We start from the raw sequence: 18,525 nt of genomic DNA on the forward strand, positions 1-18,525 counted from the left end.
CTTTACATGACCCAAGTTTTTTCTGATGAACTTGAAGAAGATGAGTCATGTAAAGTCATAACCCCTTTTCTCGGCGATAAGAATAAAAATGTATTTTATCCTGATAGATACAGAATTTTCCGCCATAAATGTGGGAAACGCTTAACTGATTGAGATTAATGCTAGCGAGTTGATAGAGGTTGGCGAGCCAACGGCTATTGTGCGCAACAAAGGCGGCCTCATACGGTCGAGAAAGGCCTGACGAACTTCGTTGCCAACTTCAAAAGCTTTTGGACCGATGGGGCAGGTCCGAGCCACATTAATAAGTCTTGAGGATCGCTCTGAAAGAAGGTAAGGGCTTGGTCAAGCACGCCAGTGGCTAAGCCGCGCCAGCCGGCATGGACGGCGGCTATTTCTTGAGCATTTTTATCGCTGATTAAGACAGGTAAGCAATCAGCAGTGAGGATGGCGCAAACGCGATTGGGTTGGCGGCCATAACCGGAACCGGCGATCGGGGGAGCCCTATAATACAGAGGTAGCGAAATGACAGCGGAACCATGTACTTGATTAAGCCAGACGAGAGCGGAGAGGGTAGTTGGAGATTCTCGGTTAAACGAAGACGATTTTGTTGGACTTGAGCAGCGTTGTCACCGACGTGTAAAAGGGCTAAATTGCCATCAGAACGCGTCGTAGTAACTGCTTTAATGCGCTTAGGAGCGGGCCAATCGGGAATAATCATCTTCTAGGCATTCTAACAGGTTGGCTATATCTGGGGGTAGAGGTGCGTGGCATGTCATCGGACGCTGGTCGGCGGGATGAGAGAATTGTAAAGTTGCTGCGTGAAGTGCCTGTCCCTTTAGTGTTTTCAAGGCAGTTTGGAGCAGATCGGACAAATGCACGGGAATCCCGATGTGATTGCCATAGACGGGATCGCTTGCTAAAGGGTGGTGAATGTGTGCCATATGCACTCTAATTTGATGAGTCCGTCCCGTTTCGAGTTGCGCTCGGATATATGTGTGCGCGCGATAGCGTTTAATAATCCGAAAATGAGTAATGGCCGGGCGACCGGATTCGACTACCGCCATACGCGTGCGATGAATGGCGTGGCGGCCAACGGGGGCTTCGATCGTTCGGCCAGAAATCAAAACGCCCTTTACAATCGCTACATATTTTCGGACGATTTGGCGGGCTTTCATGGCTTTTATTAAAGCATGATGCGAAGCTAAGGTGCGAGCGATTAAAAGGAGGCCTGAGGTATCTTTGTCTAGGCGGTGAATGATGCCGGCCCTGGGTACTATGCTTAAGCTCGGGTCATAATGCAATAAAGCATTAATTAATGTTTGATCTCGAACACCAGCACCGGGGTGAACGATAAGGCCGATGGGCTTATTGATCACCAGCAAAGCTTCGTCTTCATAAATGACATCTAACGGGATCGGTTGTGGAACCCAGTACTCATTAGGCTCTAAATGGGCTTCTACTTCAATGAGTTGGTTTTCCCGCACTTTTTCCCTGGCTTTCATTTTTTGTATTCCATCTACTTTGACATGACCACCCCGAATCCAATTTTTCAGTTGTGAACGAGAATAATCTGGAAACAATTTTGCCAATACTTGATCCAATCGAGCACCGGCGAGCTCAGGGGGAATGGTTTTTTTTAATTCGATGCTAGAAGCACACATAGTGGTGTTACATTTTAACAGGTTGTCACAGTCCTGATATACTACCTGGCAATTCTTTAGTTCTAAAGTGACTTGTTTTATAATGGCCGCATTTGTTCGGCTTTCAACCGAGAAGAAGGACTCATGAAAAAAATATTATTTCTTGCCACGCTACTATTAATATTGTCGGGATGCGTTAGAAAAGATGTTGATCCTTATCAGGCCTACCGTGGAAAAACGTCAGCTGAATTATTTACAAGCGGCGAAAGTGCGTTGGCAAAAAAAGATTATTCTGAGGCTGTCAAAAATTTTGAAGCGCTAGATGCGATTTATCCCTTTGGTCCCTATGCTGAACAGGCGCAGCTTGATGTTATTTACGCTTATTATAAAAATAACGACACTTCTTCAGCCATTGCGGCGGCCGATCGCTATATCCGGCTTTACCCACTGGGTCGGAATGTGGATTATGCCTATTACATGCGCGGAGTGATCGGTTTTGATTTAGGTTTATCGTGGTTGCAGAAGTTAGCAGGGGTGAGCCCGGCGTCTCGTGACGTTAGTACTTTGCAACAATCATTCACTTCATTTGCCACTCTTGCTGAGGTTTTTCCTCATAGCCGCTATATCCCCGACGCACTTACTCGTATGCGTTACATTCGCAATTTAATGGCTCAACGTGAAATTATGATTGCAGAATTTTACATGAAAAGGCGTGCTTATGTGGCTGCAGCCAATCGAGGGAGTTATGTGGTTCAGCATTTTCAAGGTTCTCCTCAAGTTGCGAAAGCTTTAGCGATTATGGTGCATGCCTATCAAGCACTCGGCTTGCTAAAAATGGCTGATGCGAGCAATCACTTACTACAAACAAATTATCCTCATACGTTGGAAGCGCGGAAATTAAGAAAAGCTTAATGCCTTATTGATATTCAATTTTGATGTTAAGGACCTTATTGATTCATGGTGGCTGCGCTATTGTCGCAGCAAAAAATAAAACGGATAAAAAGAGTCTTTGGTTAAAAGCACTAATTGGGCGCCGAGGAATGAATTGCGCTTGTGTGGAGTTGGCGAATAAAAATGCGCGGATCATTGTCTAAAAAAATAATTAACAAAAGGAAGACATACCAACCGAGTTCGAAACAATGAGGGCTGATGAGAGTAAGGTAAAACCTGAGGTTGATGAGGCTAATTCATGCGGTGGCTCTGTGAAGCCGCATATACGTTCTTTTCGTCAAAACTGATTGTTGACAACAACCCTGGGGCCATATACGTATAGACCAAAGCAGAATACGGGAAAATAATGATCTCGTCTATCATCCCCGTATTTCACTGCGTTCATACAGGTTACTTGTTGAAAACCTCCACTTTTAATCACACTCAAATAAGAAGGAGATTTTTGTGCTGAAGAAAGTAGTATTTACTATGTATCCTGTAGAAGACATTAACCGGATTAGGAAATTTTACGAAGAAATACTTGGCCTAAAAAAAGAGGGGGCATATTCAGAAGAGCAGTGGGTAGAATATGATTTACCGGATGGCGGTTGTTTTGCGATAACAACTTTGGCTAAGGGAATAAGCCCAAGCACTAGTTCAGGTCGAAGTATTGCTTTTGAGGTTGACGACTTAGATAATCTCGTTTCCCAGTTCAAATTAAAGGGTGTGAATTTTAAGGTAGACATTTTTTCTTCTCTCATCTGTCGAATGGCGGTGATTATTAACTCTGAAGGGAATGCAGTTACGGGCTGTATCGATTGAATAAGTAATAACGCTAGGTTAACGCGTTACTAGCATTTGAATGTATCCCGGGCTCGATTTGATAAAAGCATGTCTGACGTTTGCTCTAAAAACAACGCGGATGGCGGAAGTTGGTTTCAAAAAAATAAGGAATGAGTAACAAGATGCCAAGAAGTGATGGTCTTTACCAGCCATCCAATGGCTTGCCAGTCCCTGAAGATCATGGAGCTTGCGATCATCTGGCGGGCAAATTATTTCCCTCGTCTGTTGCGAAGGTTGCCATTAATCATTTAACTAAATTTTTAGCGAAGCACTGTGGCCTTGAAGTTAGAACGAATGCGATTGCGCCGGGTTTCATTCTAAAGCGATAAAAGCGAAATCAGAAAGGCTGCCGAAAAGGCATTAGATGTAAAATTGCATTGCATCTGGCAATACATTGGGCAATGAAGTGAGTATATTATGTCAAATTCCAAACGTTTGAGTCGCCACCTCGTAAAGGGGAAAAATTGGATTCTGCTAAAACTTATGGCTCCTCGGGAGGGACTTGAACCCCCGACCAAGTGATTAACAGTCACCTGCTCTACCGACTGAGCTACCGAGGAGCGAGGTAGAAATGAAGTCGTATGTTACCGGGCAATCCGAAGAGAATCAACCGACTAATAATCCAGTACCGACGCTAATTGCTCTAGGGCTTCTTGCAATTTTTCGGTGCTGGTTGCACAAGAGAGGCGAACGTGTCCGGGTGAGCCAAAGGCGCTTCCGGGGACGACGGCAACCTTCGTTTTGTCCAATAAGTACGTTCCGAGCTTGATATCATTCTCTAATCCGAGCTGTTGGATGGCAGCCGAAACATCTGGGAAGAGGTAAAAGGCGCCGTCAGCCGGAGTGCAGTGAGCGCCTTTCATTTGATTAAGGGCTTTCAGCATCAAATTGTGGCGTGTTTTATAAGCCTCATACATGTAAGCAAAATCACTGCGCTGAGCGCCGAGCGCTGTCGTAGCAGCGACTTGGGCAATCGAATTGGGAGAAGAAGTACTTTGAGATTGAATTTTTTTCATTGCTTGAATAATCGATTTAGGAGCAGCCGCATAACCAATTCGCCATCCGGTCATGGCATAAGCCTTGGAGGCGCCGTTGATAATGATAGTGCGATCGCGCAATTCCGGGCAAACATTAAGGATATTTACAAAACGGTTTTGTCCCCACAGAATATATTCATAAATCTCATCGGAAAGAATTAAAATTTGGGGATGTTCCATTAAAACCTCTGCTAACGCTTTTAATTCATTTTCAGAATAAGCAACCCCGGAAGGATTGTTGGGGCTATTTAAAATCAGCAGTCGCGATTGGGGAGTAATCGCTTTGGAGAGCTGATCGGGGGTGAGTTTAAAATTTTGGTTAATGGTCGCTGAGATAATAATCGGTTTTGCTTCCGCCAGTTTTACCATCGGTGGATAACTCACCCAATAAGGGGCAGCAATGATGGCTTCATCCCCCGCATTTAGCGTTCCCATCAGAGCGTTATAGATCGATTGTTTGGCTCCGCTGCTGACCAGTATTTCAGAAGGCTCGTAGTTTAAGTGATTATCGCGCTTTAATTTATGGACAATCGCCGCTTTTAGGGCGGGAGTTCCGTCTATATTGGTGTATTTGGTAAAGCCTTCTTGAATTGCTTTAATGGCGGACTGTTTGATAAAGTCCGGAGTGTCAAAATCCGGTTCACCTGCGCTGAGACTGATCACGTCATAGCCCTTGTTTAAAAGCTCGCGTGCGAGATCGGAGACAGCCAATGTTACTGAGGGTTCAAGTTGTTTCGCTCGGACGGATAAGACATCATTCATTTTTCTAAGCTCCTTATGATTGCTGTGCTAGAGTAGCGGAAAATATACCGGTAAACAATCGGGAAAGCAGGGTTTCTGAAATGTCAAAAGCGTTTAAATTAATATCCAAATTCAAGCCCAGTGGGGATCAGCCGCAAGCAATAGAAAAATTGGTCGCCGGGTTGGAAGATGGCTTGGCTTATCAAACGCTTTTAGGGGTTACGGGATCAGGGAAAACCTTTACGATTGCGAATGTCATCGAAAAAGTTCAACGACCTATGTTAATTTTGGAGCCGAATAAAACTTTAGCCGCACAATTTTACGCTGAAATGCGTGAGTTTTTTCCTGAAAATGCGGTGGGATATTTTGTTTCTTATTATGATTATTATCAACCCGAAGCCTATGTTCCGAGTTCAGACACTTATATCGAAAAAGACGCTTCCATTAACGAGCACATTGAGCAAATGCGTTTATCGGCAACGAAAGCAATAACGGAACGCCATGATACAATTATTATCGCCACTGTTTCAGCCATTTACGGTTTAGGGGATCCGGATTCGTATTTGAAAATGTTATTGCATTTAACTCGCGGTGACCAAATTGATCAACGGAAAATTTTGCAGCGTTTGGCCGAGTTGCAATACACCCGCAACGACCTTGAATTACGACGTGCCACCTACCGCGTGAACGGTGATATTATTGACATTTATCCTGCAGATTCCGAACGTGAAGCTGTGCGCGTGGAATTGTTTGACGACGAAGTGGAAAATCTCAGTTATTTTGACCCGCTGACAGGGGAAATGCTAAGATATGTCCCGCGAATAACGGTTTATCCCAAAACCCATTATGTCACGCCACGAGAAAAACTCTTATCTACACTTGACCAAATTAAAATAGAATTAAAAGAGCGATTATCCCAATTAGAAAAAGCCAATAAATTAGTAGAGCGTCAGCGTTTAGAACAACGAACTAAATTTGATATGGAAATGATTTTAGAGTTGGGTTATTGCAGCGGTATTGAAAATTATTCTCGTTATTTGTCCGGTCGAAACGAAGGGGAGCCGCCGCCCACTTTAATCGATTATTTGCCTAAAGATGCTTTGTTGATTATCGATGAGTCGCACGTGACAATTCCGCAGCTCGGTGGCATGTATCGTGGTGACCGAGCGCGTAAAGAAATCTTAGTAGAATATGGGTTTCGCCTCCCTTCTGCATTGGACAATCGGCCGCTTCGTTTTGATGAGTTTGAAAAGCTAGCGCCGCAAACCATTTTTATTTCGGCAACGCCGGGACCTTATGAGGAAAAACAAAGCGATCAAGTTGTGGAGTTGTTAGTAAGACCCACGGGCCTAATTGATCCTGAAATAGAAGTCCGACCCGTTGCCACTCAGGTTGATGATTTGCTCTCAGAAATTAAAAAACGAGCGGCGGAGAATGAACGGGTTTTAGTAACGACATTGACCAAACGAATGGCGGAAGACCTCACTGAATATTTTACGGAGCATAACGTTCGTGTTCGTTACTTGCATTCGGATATTGATACCGTGGAACGGGTAGAAATTATTCGTGATTTACGCTTGGGCGTTTTTGATGTGCTTGTCGGAATTAATTTATTGCGTGAAGGGTTGGATATTCCGGAAGTTTCTTTAGTGGCTATTTTAGACGCTGACAAAGAAGGGTTTTTACGGTCCGAGCGATCGCTGATTCAAACGATGGGGCGAGCAGCCCGAAATGTGCATGGTAAAGCTATTTTATATGCGGACCGGATTACGGATTCCATGAAACGAGCGATGGGAGAAGCTGAAAGAAGACGAATAGCGCAAAGCGCATATAATGAAAAGCACCATATTACGCCGAAAAGTATCCAAAAAGCCGTCACCGAAATTATCGAAGGCGCTCGTACTTACACCGAAAGAGGGCGTTTCGTTAATCAAGCGCAATTGATAGCCGAAGAAGAAAAGAAATATATTGCCATGACGCCGAAACAATTGGCAAAAGAGTTGCATAAATTGGAAGAGCGAATGTATCATCACGCAAGAAACTTGGAATTTGAAGAGGCGGCTGCCGTTCGCGATAAAATCCAGCATATACGAAAGGGGCTTTTGGAAGTTAAAGAATGAGCCTTTCGTTATTCCCGCGAAAGTGGGGGAGGAACAGTTTCTCGACGTTAAGGAATTAAGATGCTCAACATTGATTTGATTCATCTAGTTACGGCTATCGGTTATTTTGGAATTTTACTCGTTGTTTTTTTAGAAAGTGGGATTTTTGTTTGCTTTTTTACCCGGTGATAGCTTGTTATTTTCGGTGGGTTTGTTAGCTGCCCAGGGCGTTTTCAAAATTTGAATTTTAGTGCCGACTGCCATTGCGGTTGCTATTTTAGGTTATTTTTTAGCTTATTGGTTGGGTGAAAAGCTCGGCGGGTGGTTGTTGAGGCGGCCCGATTCCATTTGGTTTAAGAAGAGTGATCTCATTCACGCGAAAAAGTTCTATGATAAACACGGCCAAAAATCATTAATCCTCGGCCGTTTGATTCCAGTGGTTTGTACCTTTGTCCCGGCTGTCGCCGGTATGACGTGGATGGAATATTATCGTTATATCATCTTCAATGTCGTTCGTGCTTTTGTTTGGGGGGGGCGGCGGAGTAACATTAGTGGGTTATTATTTTGGCTATTTGATTCCAGATGTGGGTGAGTATATTTTGTTGATCGTATTGTCCATTATTCTATTGTCTCTACTGCCTGGAATTTAGCATGTAGTAAAAAGTTGGTTTTTTAATCCAGCGTCACCCTAATCCGGTTGTCTCTTTGTTGAGAAGTTTTGATATCGACTTGCTAACGCAATCGCCACTTTTGAGCGAGAGGGACGCCCTAAATAATCGCAAATCAATCGACCTGCTCTCGTTAGCTGTTTTAAATCAACGCCGCATTCAATCTTCATGCCATTCAATAAATAAACAACATCCTCGGTTGTCACGTTACCCCCGGCTCCAGGGGCATAAGGACAACCTCCTAAACCCGCGACGGCGCTGTCAATCGTTGAAACGCCCTTTTCTAGACTAACGTAAATATTGGTTAGTGCCTGAGCGTAAGTATCATGAAAATGTACCGCAATTTTTTCAATCGGAATTTTGCTTGAAATAACGTCGATCAATTGCTGGGCTTTGAGTGGTGTGCCAATTCCAATCGTATCGCCCAACGAAATCTGATAACAACCAAGGTTAATCAACCTTTCAGCAACCGTCAGCACGTGGTGGGGCGCAATTTCACCTTCATAAGGGCAACCTAACACGCAAGATACATAACCGCGAACGGCCAAATTATTTTTTTTTTGCACGTTCAATCACTCGTGCAATTCGGTTTAGGCTCTCTTCAATCGAACAGTTCGTATTTTTTTGAGAAAAGATTTCTGAAGCGGCCGTAAACACCGACACTTCAGAAATATGAGCGTCAAGCGCATCGTCGAAACCCTGTTCGTTAGGGACTAAAGCAGTATATCGAACCGAAGGATTGCGTGTAATGCCTTCCATGACTTCTCGATGGTCAGCCATTTGCGGAACCCATTTCGGCGATACAAAACTGGTGGTTTCAATAACGGATAAGCCGGATTGCGAAAGCTGATTGATGAATTCAATCTTTAAATGTGTGGGCACATTCTGAGGCTCATTTTGAAGCCCATCGCGAGGACCCACCTCGACGAGGGTGACTTTCTTAGGTAATGGCATTCGTTTCTGCAAGCCTGTTTTCTGCTTTGAAAGGCAACGCTTTTTTTGCCCATTCTAAACTGTCTTTGACAATTTGTTCAGTATCAAGTTGGGTAAACCCCCCTTTTTTGAGCAATTGTTTGCCAGCGACCCACACATCGCTCACTTGCAGACGGTTAATGGCGTATACCAAATGAGAAAGCGGATTAGAAACAGGTTGGGTGAGAAAAGAACTTAAATCCACCGCAATGATATCGGCAAATTTTCTTGGCTCGAGTGAACCGATTTTATCTTCTAGCCCCAGCGCTTTGGCGCCATTGAGCGTCGCCATTTTCAACATTTCAGGGGCAGGTAAGTGCGTGGGGTCGAGGCCGGAAATTTTTGCCGTGAAAGAAGCCGTTCGCATTTCACCGAATAAATCGAGGTCGTTATTGCTCGCCGCACCGTCAGTGCCAATCGCTACGTTAACGCCGGCATTTACCAATTTTGCAATAGGGGCAATGCCGCTACTCAATTTTAAATTAGATTCGGGACAGTGAACGATATTCGTTTGAGTATCTGCAACTAATTTAATTTCTTCCGAAGTTAACTGCGTCATATGCACAGCTATAAGCCGTTGTGACAGCAACCCTAAATCGTGTAAATGGGCGAGCGGTCTTTTTCCATAGGTTTTTAAGCCTTGTTCAATCTCTAGCTTCGTTTCATGAAGGTGTATATGAATGGGTAGGTCGTAGTATTCAGCTAATTTTTTAATTTCCTTAAAGGCGGTGTCACTGACCGTATAAGGGGCATGAGGGGCAAGCGCCCAGGTGATCAGCGAATGATTTTCTGCTTTTTCCAATGTTTCTTCGGCGCGCGCTAAATAAGCTTTTTCGTCACTGGCCCATTCCGTGGGAACGCTCATTATTACGACTCCGATAAGCGCCCGCATACCAGCTTCACTGGCGGCTTTGGCGATCGTATCGTAGAAAAAATAATGATCGTTGAAACAAGTCGTACCACCGCGTAACATTTCAGCAATAGCAAGCTGCGCCCCAGCCCGAACGGATTCAGCATTAATAAGGGCTTTTTCAGCCGGCCAGATGTGGTTTTGCAACCAATCCAGCAATTGCAAATCGTCAGCCAAACCCCGAAAGAGGTTCATCGGAGTGTGGGTATGAGCATTAACCAATCCCGGTAGGACAACATGATCGTTAAGTTCGAGACGCTGATCGGCTGTGTATTTTTTGTTAGCTTCAGCCTGCGGAAGAAGATCAACAATGTATTCATCGCGCACAGCTACTGCGAAATTTTCTAGAATTTGATTAGCTGGAGCGATGGGAAGAAGCCAGCGCGCATTAATAAGCAGATTAACATTTTCCATAAAAACCCTCTGTTTCAGATAAACAGGCATATTAATGGAAAGCCTAGCTTGGAGTCTAGCGGCGGGCACGGCAATCAGGCAAAGCTTAAGCAAGGGGTACTTTTTTAATGTTCCTTGTTTTGGTTGGTAAGATTTTTTAAATAATAGAGATAAGGAATAGCAAGTAGCCCGTATAAAGCGAAGCGAAATACGGGGAAATAGTGTGCGATTCCTGTATTCCGCTTCACTTCATGTAATTAAATACTACTCTCTTGACTTTCCGTTTGAGCAACACATAGCCTGTGCGCGTTTTAGTACGTCAGTAATCCAATCATAACGATCAGATTTTAAAACCCTCAATCTAAGTTTTCAGAAGCTTAAGAAATGATTTAATCTCTTCTGGGCTCGATAAGTCTTTGCCATTCATTTTTGCTGACACCATTGCTTAATAATGAACGACCGCCCCTAAGAGCCAAACCTTAACTCAGTTTCAGCCTCACCTTGCGGTAGAATCCAATAGCTGGTCGGGGGGGGCCCTTGTCTTGCATTGGGTAAGACGGGAGCTCCCATCCTTGTCTTCAATATGATATAATATTCGATCTTAATTAAATCAGTAATTCATTGTTTTAATGATTAAAATAGAGGAAGTTGGTCATGGGGGGGGCGGCGCACGAAATTATTCCAATTACCATTGAAGAAGAACTCAAGCAATCGTATCTCGATTATGCGATGAGTGTTATTGTAGGGCGCGCGCTGCCCGATGTGCGTGACGGGCTAAAACCAGTGCACCGGCGTGTGCTATACGCCATGAGTGAATTAGGCAATGATTGGAATAAGCCGAATAAAAAATCCGCCCGGATTGTCGGGGATGTAATTGGTAAATACCATCCGCATGGTGATGTTGCTGTTTATGACACGATTGTTCGGATGGCCCAGCCTTTTAGCTTGCGGTATTTGCTGATCGATGGTCAAGGAAACTTTGGTTCTGTAGATGGTGATGCGCCGGCAGCCATGCGTTACACCGAGATTCGATTATCCCGCTTTGCACATGCTTTGATGGCCGACCTTGATAAGGAAACGGTCGATTTTGCCCCCAATTACGATGAAACGGAAATGGCCCCCGCGGTCCTCCCGACGCGAGTTCCAAATCTGCTGATTAACGGGGCTTCCGGTATTGCAGTGGGAATGGCTACTAATATTCCTCCTCATAATTTAAATGAAATTATCAATGCGAGTTTGGCATTAATTGAAAATCCTGACTTAAATGTCGAAGAATTAATGCGCCATGTTCCTGCTCCGGATTTTCCAACGGCAGGCATCATCAATGGCCGTAACGGTATTGTCCAAGCCTATAAAACTGGGCGCGGTCGAATTTATGTGCGTGCGAAAACCGAAATTGAAACCACAAAAAGCGGACGATCGCTGATTATTGTGCACGAGTTACCTTATCAAGTTAACAAAGCGCGTTTATTAGAAAAAATCGGTGAGTTAGTTCGTGAAAAACGCATTGAAGGTATTTCGGGGTTACGGGATGAATCCGATAAATGCGGTATGCGCATGGTAATCGAGGTTGGCCGGGGAGATAACGCCGAAATTGTGCTCAACAATTTATATGCGCAAACGCAACTTCAAACCGTGTTTGGAATTAATATGGTGGCGCTGGATAACGGTCAACCGCGTGTTTTAAATTTAAAACAATTATTAAGCGCTTTTTTGCAGCACCGCCGCGAAGTAGTGACTCGAAGGACCCTTTTTGAATTGCGAAAAGCACGAGAAAGAGCACATATTTTAGAAGGATTAGGTGTTGCGTTAGTCAACATTGACGAAGTGATTGTACTCATTAAAAAGGCGAAAACTCCAGCCATTGCCAAAGAAAATTTATTAGCGCAAGCTTGGGAGTCGGGAGCCGTTGTTGATTTTTTGAAAAAAGCCGGCAGAGATCGAGCTCGGCCTGATGATTTAGCAGCAGAATTTGGACTGCGAAAAGAGGGTTATTACCTATCTCCCGCACAAGCGCAAGCGATTTTGGATTTGCGATTACATCGTTTGACCGGCCTTGAAACCGATAAAATCCGAGAGGAATACATAGCGATTATCGACAAAATCGAAGAATTAATTGCAATCGTTTCTGAGTCTGATAAGTTACATGAGGTAATTCGAGAGGAATTGATCGCTGTAAAAGAACAATTCGGTGATGAGCGGCGCACTGTAATTATTGATGATCATTCTGACTTAACACATGAAGATTTAATCCCTGAAGAACACATGGTTGTAACCTTATCCTATGAAGGCTATATCAAATCGCAATCGTTGAGCAGTTATCAAGCGCAACATCGCGGTGGTCGCGGTAAATTGGCTGCTGCTGTAAAAGAACAGGATTTTGTAAAAAATATTTTAGTGGCCAATAGCCACGATACGATTTTATGCTTTTCAACTCAGGGAAAAGTTTATTGGCTTAAGGTTTATCAAGTGCCGCAAGGCAGCCGTGTAGCGCGCGGGCGACCGATCGTTAATTTATTGCCTCTCGTTAAAGACGAACAAATCTCTGCTATTTTGCCAATACGCGAATATGACGGATCACATTTCGTTTTTATGGCCACCGCGCAAGGGGCCGTTAAAAAAGTATCTCTGGCTGAATTTTCACAACCGCGTATGAAAGGTAAAATTGCTTTGGCCCTAAATGAAGGCGATCGTTTAGTGGGTGTTGACATTACCGATGGAAAAAAAGAAATTATGTTGGTGACCGACGCCGGAAAAGCCATTCGTTTTCACGAAAAGGAAGTCCGCGAAATGGGTCGTTCAGCACGAGGCGTTCGTGGCATTGGACTAAAAGCCAAACAAAATGTTATTGCGTTAATTGTTGTAAAACCTAAAGGGAATATATTGACGGCCACCGTGCACGGTTACGGTCAGCGTACTGCATTGGATGATTATCGCTCTACCGGTCGAGGCGGGCAGGGCGTGATGGCGATACGGATTAACTTCCGTAATGGAAAGGTGGTTTCCGCTGCGCAGGTGTTTGATGACGACGATGTATTGCTCATTAGTGATAAAGGAACGTTAGTGCGAACCCGTGTGAACGAAATTTCGCAAATGGGGCGCAATACCCAAGGCGTGCGATTGATTCAACTTTCACAAGATGAGTCATTAGTGGGTATGGAAGCGATTTCGTCAGAATTGATTAAAGAACCCTTTCTCTAACCCTCTCCGCTTGCAGGGGAGGAGCTTGGGAGGGGGCTTAAATTTTTACCAGAAGGATTTTTATGTCTCGCGTACACAATTTTTCAGCTGGTCCAGCAGCTATTCCCGAAGAAGTTTTGTTTACTGTGCGTGATGAATTATTGGATTGGCATGGCATTGGCATCTCTATTGCGGAAGTTTCCCATCGTGGTGAAGAGTTTATTGGAGTCGCTGAGAAAGCCGAGCGCGATTTGCGGGAATTGCTGGCTATTCCTGCATCCTATCACATCCTTTTTTTACAAGGGGGCTCCCGATTGCAATTCGCTATGGTGCCGATGAACTTGCTGGCTAATCATAAAAAAGCGGTTTATATTGATTCGGGTGTTTGGTCGAATCTCGCAACCCGAGAAGCAAAAAATTATTGCGACCCCTACTTGGCGACGACTGCGAAAGAACTCAATTACACAGGCATACCTGATCAAGCGACATGGTATATGCCTAATGAAGCTGCTTATTTCTATTATGTCGATAATGAAACGGTAAATGGCATTGAATTTCCTTTTATTCCTGACACCGATTTAACGTTGGTGTGCGACATGTCATCCAATTTGTTATCTCGACCGTTTGATGTTTCTCGTTACGGTTTGATTTTTGCTTGCGCCCAAAAAAACATGGGTCTGGCAGGGTTAACCATTGTTATCGTCCATGACGACTTATTAAAACGATCGCCTCTTCCGACAACGCCAAGCTATTTACAATATGCTTTACACGCGAAAGAACGTTCTTTCACAAATACACCGCCAACATTTGCCTGGTATCTAGCCGGCCTTATTTTTAAATGGATAAAAAACCAAGGCGGTGTAGCGGTGTTAGCGGAGCGCAATCAACGAAAAGCCTCTAAGCTCTATGAATTTATTGATAAGAGTAATTTTTTTGACAATCCTATTAATCCCACTTACCGTTCACGAATGAACGTTATTTTTAGATTAGCTGATGAAAGATTGAATTTGCTCTTTTTAAAAGAAGCAACGGAAAATGGATTGGCTAATTTAAAAGGTCATCGTCTTTTAGGCGGCATGCGCGCTAGTATTTACAATGCCATGCCAGAAGAAGGCGTTGATGCATTGATTAATTTTATGGGCCAATTCGAAAAGCGGCACGGTTAAATTAGATGGATTATCAAACTATTCCTTCACAAGGCTTAAGCGGTGAAGTTTGTGTGCCCGGCGGCGATAAATCCATTTCACACCGCGCTGTGCTATTGGCGGCTATTTCGGAAGGGCAAACACAAGTTGAGGGTTTTTTAATGGGGGCTGATAACCTGGCAATGGTGAGTGCTCTTCAACAAATGGGCGCTTCTATTCAGGTTATTGAAGATGAAAATACTTTAGTGATTGAAGAGGTTGGCATGACAGGTCTCCAAGCGCCGCCCGAAGTTTTAGATTGCGCTAACTCGGGAACAGCTATTCGCTTATTGTCCGGGCTGCTAACCGGACAACCTTTTAATGCTGTATTGACAGGAGATTCGTCTTTACAGCGCCGTCCGATGGAACGCATCATTGATCCTTTGACTTTAATGGGTGCAAAAATCGACTCAACAGGTGACGTCCCCCCACTAAAAATTTATGGAAATCCACGGCTAACTGGAATTCACTATCAGCTTCCTATGGCAAGCGCACAGGTGAAATCCTGCTTGTTATTAGCGGGATTGTATGCAGAGGGAAAAACATGCATTACAGAACCCGCCCCTTCGCGCGATCACACCGAACGATTACTGAAACATTTTCATTACACTCTACAAAAAGACAAGCAGAGTATTTGTGTTAGTGGTGGCGGAAAGTTAAAGGCTAACGATATCTTGATACCAGGTGATATTTCATCCGCCGCTTTTTTTATAGTGGTGGCCACGATCACACCGGACTCTACTATTCGCTTATGCCGGGTGGGCCTTAACCCAACACGATTAGGTGTGATTAATTTATTAAAAATGATGGGTGCAGATATTAAAGTTACTTATTACACCAAAAACCAAAAAAAAAAACGAGGAACCAATAGGGGATATCACAATGCGACACGCAAGGTTAAAAGGTATTGATATCCCGCCAGATGAAGTGCCATTAACCATCGATGAATTTCCTGTTTTGTTTATTGCTGCGGCGGTCGCTCACGGGAAAACGGTCTTACGTGGCGCCGCCGAGTTACGAGTCAAAGAAACCGACCGTATCGCGGTGATGGTAGATGGGTTACAAAAATTGGGTATAGCAGCAGAGTCTTTACCAGATGGTGTGATTATCAAAGGAGGAACGCTGGAAGGTGGGGAGGTTAATAGTTACGATGACCACCACATTGCGATGGCATTTGCGGTTGCGGGGACCTTGGGAAAGGCCCTGTCAAAATTCGCAATTCTGATAACGTAAAGACATCGTTTCCCAATTTTGTTAAGTTAGCAAACGAGATAGGAATGAATGTTAAAGGCGTAAGGGAGAGAGGTGGTTTTTAAATGAACGCTCGACAAAAACCAGCACCTGTTATTACCATTGATGGACCCTCAGGTTCTGGTAAAGGGACGATTGCTTTGCGAGTCGCCCAAACGTTGAACTGGTATCTCTTGGATAGTGGAATTATTTATCGTGCCGTCGCGTGGGCAATGGCGCATTACAAAGTTCCGCTGGAGGATTCCGCCGGGTTGGCACGCCTTTTAAAACGGGTTCAGATTAGCATTGAAAATCGGATATTGGGTAAAAAGGCCAAAATAAGTTGCGATGGTCACGATATTACTTTAGCGATCCGCCCTGAGGAGTGTGGCGCATTAGCTTCTAGGACTTCTGCTTTATCTATCGTGCGCGAGGCGGTTCTCCAGTACCAACGTGATTTTCGTCAGCGTCCTGGCTTGGTAGCCGATGGTCGGGATATGGGAACGGTAGTTTTTCCTGATGCTGTCTTAAAATTTTATTTTGATGCAGACTCACAGCAACGGGCCTATAGGCGTTGTAAGGAGTTGCAAGACCGGGGGATTAATGTTAGGCTCCCCGACATCCAGGAAGATTTGGAGGAGCGCGATCGTCGTGATGTTACTCGCTCTATTTCTCCAACGAAGCCTGCAGAAGATGCTGTAATTATCGATACAACTTATTTAAGTATCGAAGCAGTTTTCGCGACGGTCATGAAGCATGTCCGACAGCGCGGATTGGCCAACGTAGCCAATGGAAAATAGGTCTTATTTGCGATAGCAGATAAGGAAGTACAAACAGACCTTAACCCGTATCTTTATTGATATGGTTTTTAACCTAATGTGTCTAACTACATGAGTGAAACCTTTGCTGAATTATTTGAAAAAAGCTTAACGGAAACCGACTTACGTCCTGGGGCCTTGGTCAAAGCTACTGTTGTTGAAGTCCGTCCCGACCGCGTCATTGTCAATGCCGGACTTAAATCCGAGGGGATTATTCCCGTTTCCGAATTTCGTAATGAAGAACCCCACGTAGGTGATGAATTTTTTGTTGTCATCGAGGCTTCCGATAATGGTTTTGGTGAAACCCGTCTCTCGCGTGAAAAAGCGCGACGCGCTAAAGCGTGGAGCGAGCTCGAAAAGGCTTACAAAGCGGGTGAGATGGTGAAAGGGGTCATTATTGAGCGTGTAAAAGGTGGTTTTACCGTGGATTTAAACTCCGTTCGCGCTTTTTTGCCGGGGTCGTTGGTGGATGTAAAACCTGTTCGCGATCCGGGCTATTTAGAAGATAAAAAAATCGATTTTAAAATCATTAAGATGGATCAACGCCGAAATAACGTAGTGGTTTCGCGCCGTGCCGTAATGGAAGCGGAAACCAGCGCAGAACGTCAAGCGCGTCTTGAAGAATTGCAAGAAGGCCAAGAAATTAAAGGGGTGATCAAAAACATCACCGATTACGGGGCTTTCGTTGATTTAGGTGGAGTAGACGGTCTATTGCACATCACTGATATGGCTTGGGGGCGTGTCAAACACCCGAGCGATCTTCTTAATGTTGGGGACGAAGTACACGTTAAAGTCCTCAAATTCGACCGTGATAAAAAGCGTGTTTCTTTAGGAATGAAACAATTGGCCGACGATCCGTGGGCGAAGATTGAACGTCGTTACCCCGTCAATTCTCGTGTATTTGGAAAAGTGACCAATATTACGGATTATGGCTGCTTCGTTAAATTGGAAGAAGGCATTGAAGGATTGGTCCACACTTCTGAATTGGATTGGACAAAAAAAAATATCCACCCCAGTAAGGTAGTCCAGTCAGGTGAAGAGGTTGAGGTGATGGTCCTTGAAATTGACGAGGAACGCCGTCGTATATCTTTAGGCATCAAACAATGCAAGCAGAACCCATGGCAAGAATTTGCAGAAAAACACGAAAAAGGTGAGAAAATTACGTGCAAAGTTCGATCAATCACCGACTTTGGAATGTTCATCGGATTAGAAGGTGATATCGATGGACTTGTCCACTTGTCCGATATCTCGTGGACAGAAAGTGGTGAAGAAGCCATTCGTAACTATAAGAAAGGCGATGAAGTGCAAGCCGTTATTCTGGCAATTGACCCAGAACGTGAACGAATTTCTTTGGGGATCAAACAACTGGAAGATGATCCTTTCATGGAATTCGTAGAAAGTTATGACAAAGACGCTGTGATTCAGGCTAAAGTTAAGGAAGTGGAAAGCAAACAGGCCGTCTTAGAGCTTTCGGATCAGGTATTGGGTCAAATGCGGTTAGCAGATTACACTTATGACCACGTAAAAGATTTAACACAAGAGCTGAACGTGGGTGACGAAGTGGCTGTTAAAATTGTTAACGTTGATCGTAAGAATCGACTTATCAATATCTCGCATAAAGCTGTAGAAGATCGCTCGGAAAAGGGAACCCGCACTGTATCCGACGTGCCAACGAAAACCACGTTAGGCGACTTACTCAAGGAGAAAATCCAGAGTAAAGACGAATAGTAAAAAATACCCGCTAGGCGCAGGTATTTTTTTGCTATCTCCTAGCCTCTCGCGCAAAGGGGGAGGGCCATAGTGGAAGGGTGGCGCTGAAGATTTATAATACTTTCCTTCCTTAGTGCAAACTAAATTATTACTCATAACCACTAATAAGG

13 protein-coding genes, 1 tRNA gene and 5 pseudogenes are annotated in these 18,525 nt (G+C 44.2%); 11 read left to right on the top strand and 8 right to left on the bottom strand.

Translation table 11 applies throughout. From position 1 onward, the window contains the following. Positions 1 to 55: 55 nt before the first annotated feature. The 4 genes and pseudogenes from OWO34_RS02525 to rluD form a co-directional block, all read right to left on the bottom strand. A pseudogene (locus OWO34_RS02525) lies at positions 56 to 202 on the bottom strand (laccase domain-containing protein); the annotation flags it as partial. Positions 203 to 218: 16 nt separating this feature from the next. Next, the gene (locus OWO34_RS02530) at positions 219 to 524 is read right to left on the bottom strand and encodes a laccase domain-containing protein (RefSeq protein ID WP_267256474.1); all 306 of its coding nucleotides are present in this window, start codon (positions 522 to 524) and stop codon (positions 219 to 221) included. Then, a complete protein-coding gene (locus OWO34_RS02535; RefSeq protein WP_267256456.1) occupies positions 416 to 718 on the bottom strand; it encodes a hypothetical protein in 303 nt (100 codons plus the stop codon). Before OWO34_RS02535 ends, OWO34_RS02530 begins: the two co-directional genes overlap by 109 nt. After that, positions 690 to 1,661, bottom strand: coding sequence for a 23S rRNA pseudouridine(1911/1915/1917) synthase RluD (rluD, locus tag OWO34_RS02540; protein ID WP_267256457.1), 972 nt, complete (start codon positions 1,659 to 1,661; stop codon positions 690 to 692). The genes OWO34_RS02535 and rluD overlap by 29 nt, the downstream gene beginning before the upstream one ends. Before the next feature lie 123 nt (positions 1,662 to 1,784). Here rluD and OWO34_RS02545 point away from each other — a divergent pair, with 123 nt between their 5' ends. The 4 genes and pseudogenes from OWO34_RS02545 to OWO34_RS02565 all read left to right on the top strand — a co-directional run bounded on the left by OWO34_RS02545 (position 1,785) and on the right by OWO34_RS02565 (position 3,742). After that, on the top strand, positions 1,785 to 2,552 hold the full coding sequence (locus OWO34_RS02545) for an outer membrane protein assembly factor BamD (RefSeq protein ID WP_267256458.1): 768 nt from the start codon (positions 1,785 to 1,787) through the stop codon (positions 2,550 to 2,552). A 20-nt stretch (positions 2,553 to 2,572) separates the two neighbouring features. Continuing rightward, positions 2,573 to 2,734: pseudogene (locus OWO34_RS02550) on the top strand (IS110 family transposase); the annotation flags it as partial. A 301-nt stretch (positions 2,735 to 3,035) separates the two neighbouring features. After that, positions 3,036 to 3,392 (top strand): VOC family protein, encoded by a 357-nt coding sequence (locus tag OWO34_RS02560; RefSeq protein WP_267256459.1) that lies wholly within the window; start codon positions 3,036 to 3,038, stop codon positions 3,390 to 3,392. A gap of 143 nt (positions 3,393 to 3,535) precedes the next feature. Next, on the top strand, positions 3,536 to 3,742 hold the full coding sequence (locus tag OWO34_RS02565; protein WP_267256460.1) for a hypothetical protein: 207 nt from the start codon (positions 3,536 to 3,538) through the stop codon (positions 3,740 to 3,742). Positions 3,743 to 3,897: 155 nt separating this feature from the next. On the opposite strand, the gene OWO34_RS02570 is transcribed toward OWO34_RS02565, so the two are convergent. Both OWO34_RS02570 and OWO34_RS02575 read right to left on the bottom strand, forming a co-directional pair. Beyond that, positions 3,898 to 3,973, bottom strand: a tRNA-Asn gene (locus OWO34_RS02570). Between the two features lie 54 nt (positions 3,974 to 4,027). Further along, complete coding sequence (locus OWO34_RS02575; RefSeq protein WP_267256461.1) at positions 4,028 to 5,212, bottom strand: pyridoxal phosphate-dependent aminotransferase; 1,185 nt, start codon at positions 5,210 to 5,212, stop codon at positions 4,028 to 4,030. A gap of 80 nt (positions 5,213 to 5,292) precedes the next feature. Between OWO34_RS02575 and uvrB the strand changes: the two genes are divergently transcribed. Continuing rightward, positions 5,293 to 7,311 carry an excinuclease ABC subunit UvrB gene (gene uvrB / locus OWO34_RS02580; RefSeq protein WP_267256462.1) on the top strand — a complete coding sequence of 673 codons (2,019 nt, stop codon included), beginning with the start codon at positions 5,293 to 5,295 and terminating at the stop codon, positions 7,309 to 7,311. A 60-nt stretch (positions 7,312 to 7,371) separates the two neighbouring features. Beyond that, positions 7,372 to 7,940: pseudogene (locus OWO34_RS02585) on the top strand (DedA family protein). A 38-nt stretch (positions 7,941 to 7,978) separates the two neighbouring features. Here the strand turns inward: OWO34_RS02585 and OWO34_RS02590 are convergent. Next, a pseudogene (locus OWO34_RS02590) lies at positions 7,979 to 8,912 on the bottom strand (hydroxymethylglutaryl-CoA lyase). Further along, the gene (locus OWO34_RS02595; RefSeq protein WP_267256463.1) at positions 8,899 to 10,284 is read right to left on the bottom strand and encodes a TRZ/ATZ family hydrolase; all 1,386 of its coding nucleotides are present in this window, start codon (positions 10,282 to 10,284) and stop codon (positions 8,899 to 8,901) included. The pseudogene OWO34_RS02590 and the gene OWO34_RS02595 overlap by 14 nt, the downstream one beginning before the upstream one ends. Before the next feature lie 597 nt (positions 10,285 to 10,881). Between OWO34_RS02595 and gyrA the strand changes: the two genes are divergently transcribed. The 5 genes and pseudogenes from gyrA to rpsA all read left to right on the top strand — a co-directional run bounded on the left by gyrA (position 10,882) and on the right by rpsA (position 18,373). Next, positions 10,882 to 13,434 carry a DNA gyrase subunit A gene (gene gyrA, locus OWO34_RS02600; RefSeq protein ID WP_267256464.1) on the top strand — a complete coding sequence of 851 codons (2,553 nt, stop codon included), beginning with the start codon at positions 10,882 to 10,884 and terminating at the stop codon, positions 13,432 to 13,434. 62 nt (positions 13,435 to 13,496) lie between these two features. Beyond that, a complete protein-coding gene (gene serC / locus OWO34_RS02605) occupies positions 13,497 to 14,579 on the top strand; it encodes a 3-phosphoserine/phosphohydroxythreonine transaminase (RefSeq protein WP_267256465.1) in 1,083 nt (360 codons plus the stop codon). Positions 14,580 to 14,584: 5 nt separating this feature from the next. Beyond that, positions 14,585 to 15,913: pseudogene (aroA, locus tag OWO34_RS02610) on the top strand (3-phosphoshikimate 1-carboxyvinyltransferase). After that, complete coding sequence (gene cmk, locus OWO34_RS02615) at positions 15,914 to 16,627, top strand: (d)CMP kinase (protein WP_267256466.1); 714 nt, start codon at positions 15,914 to 15,916, stop codon at positions 16,625 to 16,627. Positions 16,628 to 16,717: 90 nt separating this feature from the next. Next, positions 16,718 to 18,373 carry a 30S ribosomal protein S1 gene (rpsA, locus tag OWO34_RS02620; protein ID WP_267256467.1) on the top strand — a complete coding sequence of 552 codons (1,656 nt, stop codon included), beginning with the start codon at positions 16,718 to 16,720 and terminating at the stop codon, positions 18,371 to 18,373. The last annotated feature ends 152 nt before the right edge of the window (positions 18,374 to 18,525 follow it).

This window comes from Coxiella endosymbiont of Ornithodoros maritimus, assembly GCF_907164965.1.
Lineage (GTDB): Bacteria > Pseudomonadota > Gammaproteobacteria > Coxiellales > Coxiellaceae > Coxiella.

Excerpts from the sequence above, each read along its gene's own strand:
- OWO34_RS02535 (WP_267256456.1), bottom strand. The coding sequence starts at position 718 with ATGATTATTCCCGATTGGCCCGCTCCTAAGCGCATTAAAGCAGTTACT.
- rluD (WP_267256457.1), bottom strand. The coding sequence starts at position 1,661 with ATGTGTGCTTCTAGCATCGAATTAAAAAAAACCATTCCCCCTGAGCTC.
- OWO34_RS02545 (WP_267256458.1), top strand. The coding sequence starts at position 1,785 with ATGAAAAAAATATTATTTCTTGCCACGCTACTATTAATATTGTCGGGA.
- OWO34_RS02565 (WP_267256460.1), top strand. The coding sequence starts at position 3,536 with ATGCCAAGAAGTGATGGTCTTTACCAGCCATCCAATGGCTTGCCAGTC.
- OWO34_RS02575 (WP_267256461.1), bottom strand. The coding sequence starts at position 5,212 with ATGAATGATGTCTTATCCGTCCGAGCGAAACAACTTGAACCCTCAGTA.
- uvrB (WP_267256462.1), top strand. The coding sequence starts at position 5,293 with ATGTCAAAAGCGTTTAAATTAATATCCAAATTCAAGCCCAGTGGGGAT.
- OWO34_RS02595 (WP_267256463.1), bottom strand. The coding sequence starts at position 10,284 with ATGCCTGTTTATCTGAAACAGAGGGTTTTTATGGAAAATGTTAATCTG.
- serC (WP_267256465.1), top strand. The coding sequence starts at position 13,497 with ATGTCTCGCGTACACAATTTTTCAGCTGGTCCAGCAGCTATTCCCGAA.
- cmk (WP_267256466.1), top strand. The coding sequence starts at position 15,914 with ATGAACGCTCGACAAAAACCAGCACCTGTTATTACCATTGATGGACCC.
- rpsA (WP_267256467.1), top strand. The coding sequence starts at position 16,718 with ATGAGTGAAACCTTTGCTGAATTATTTGAAAAAAGCTTAACGGAAACC.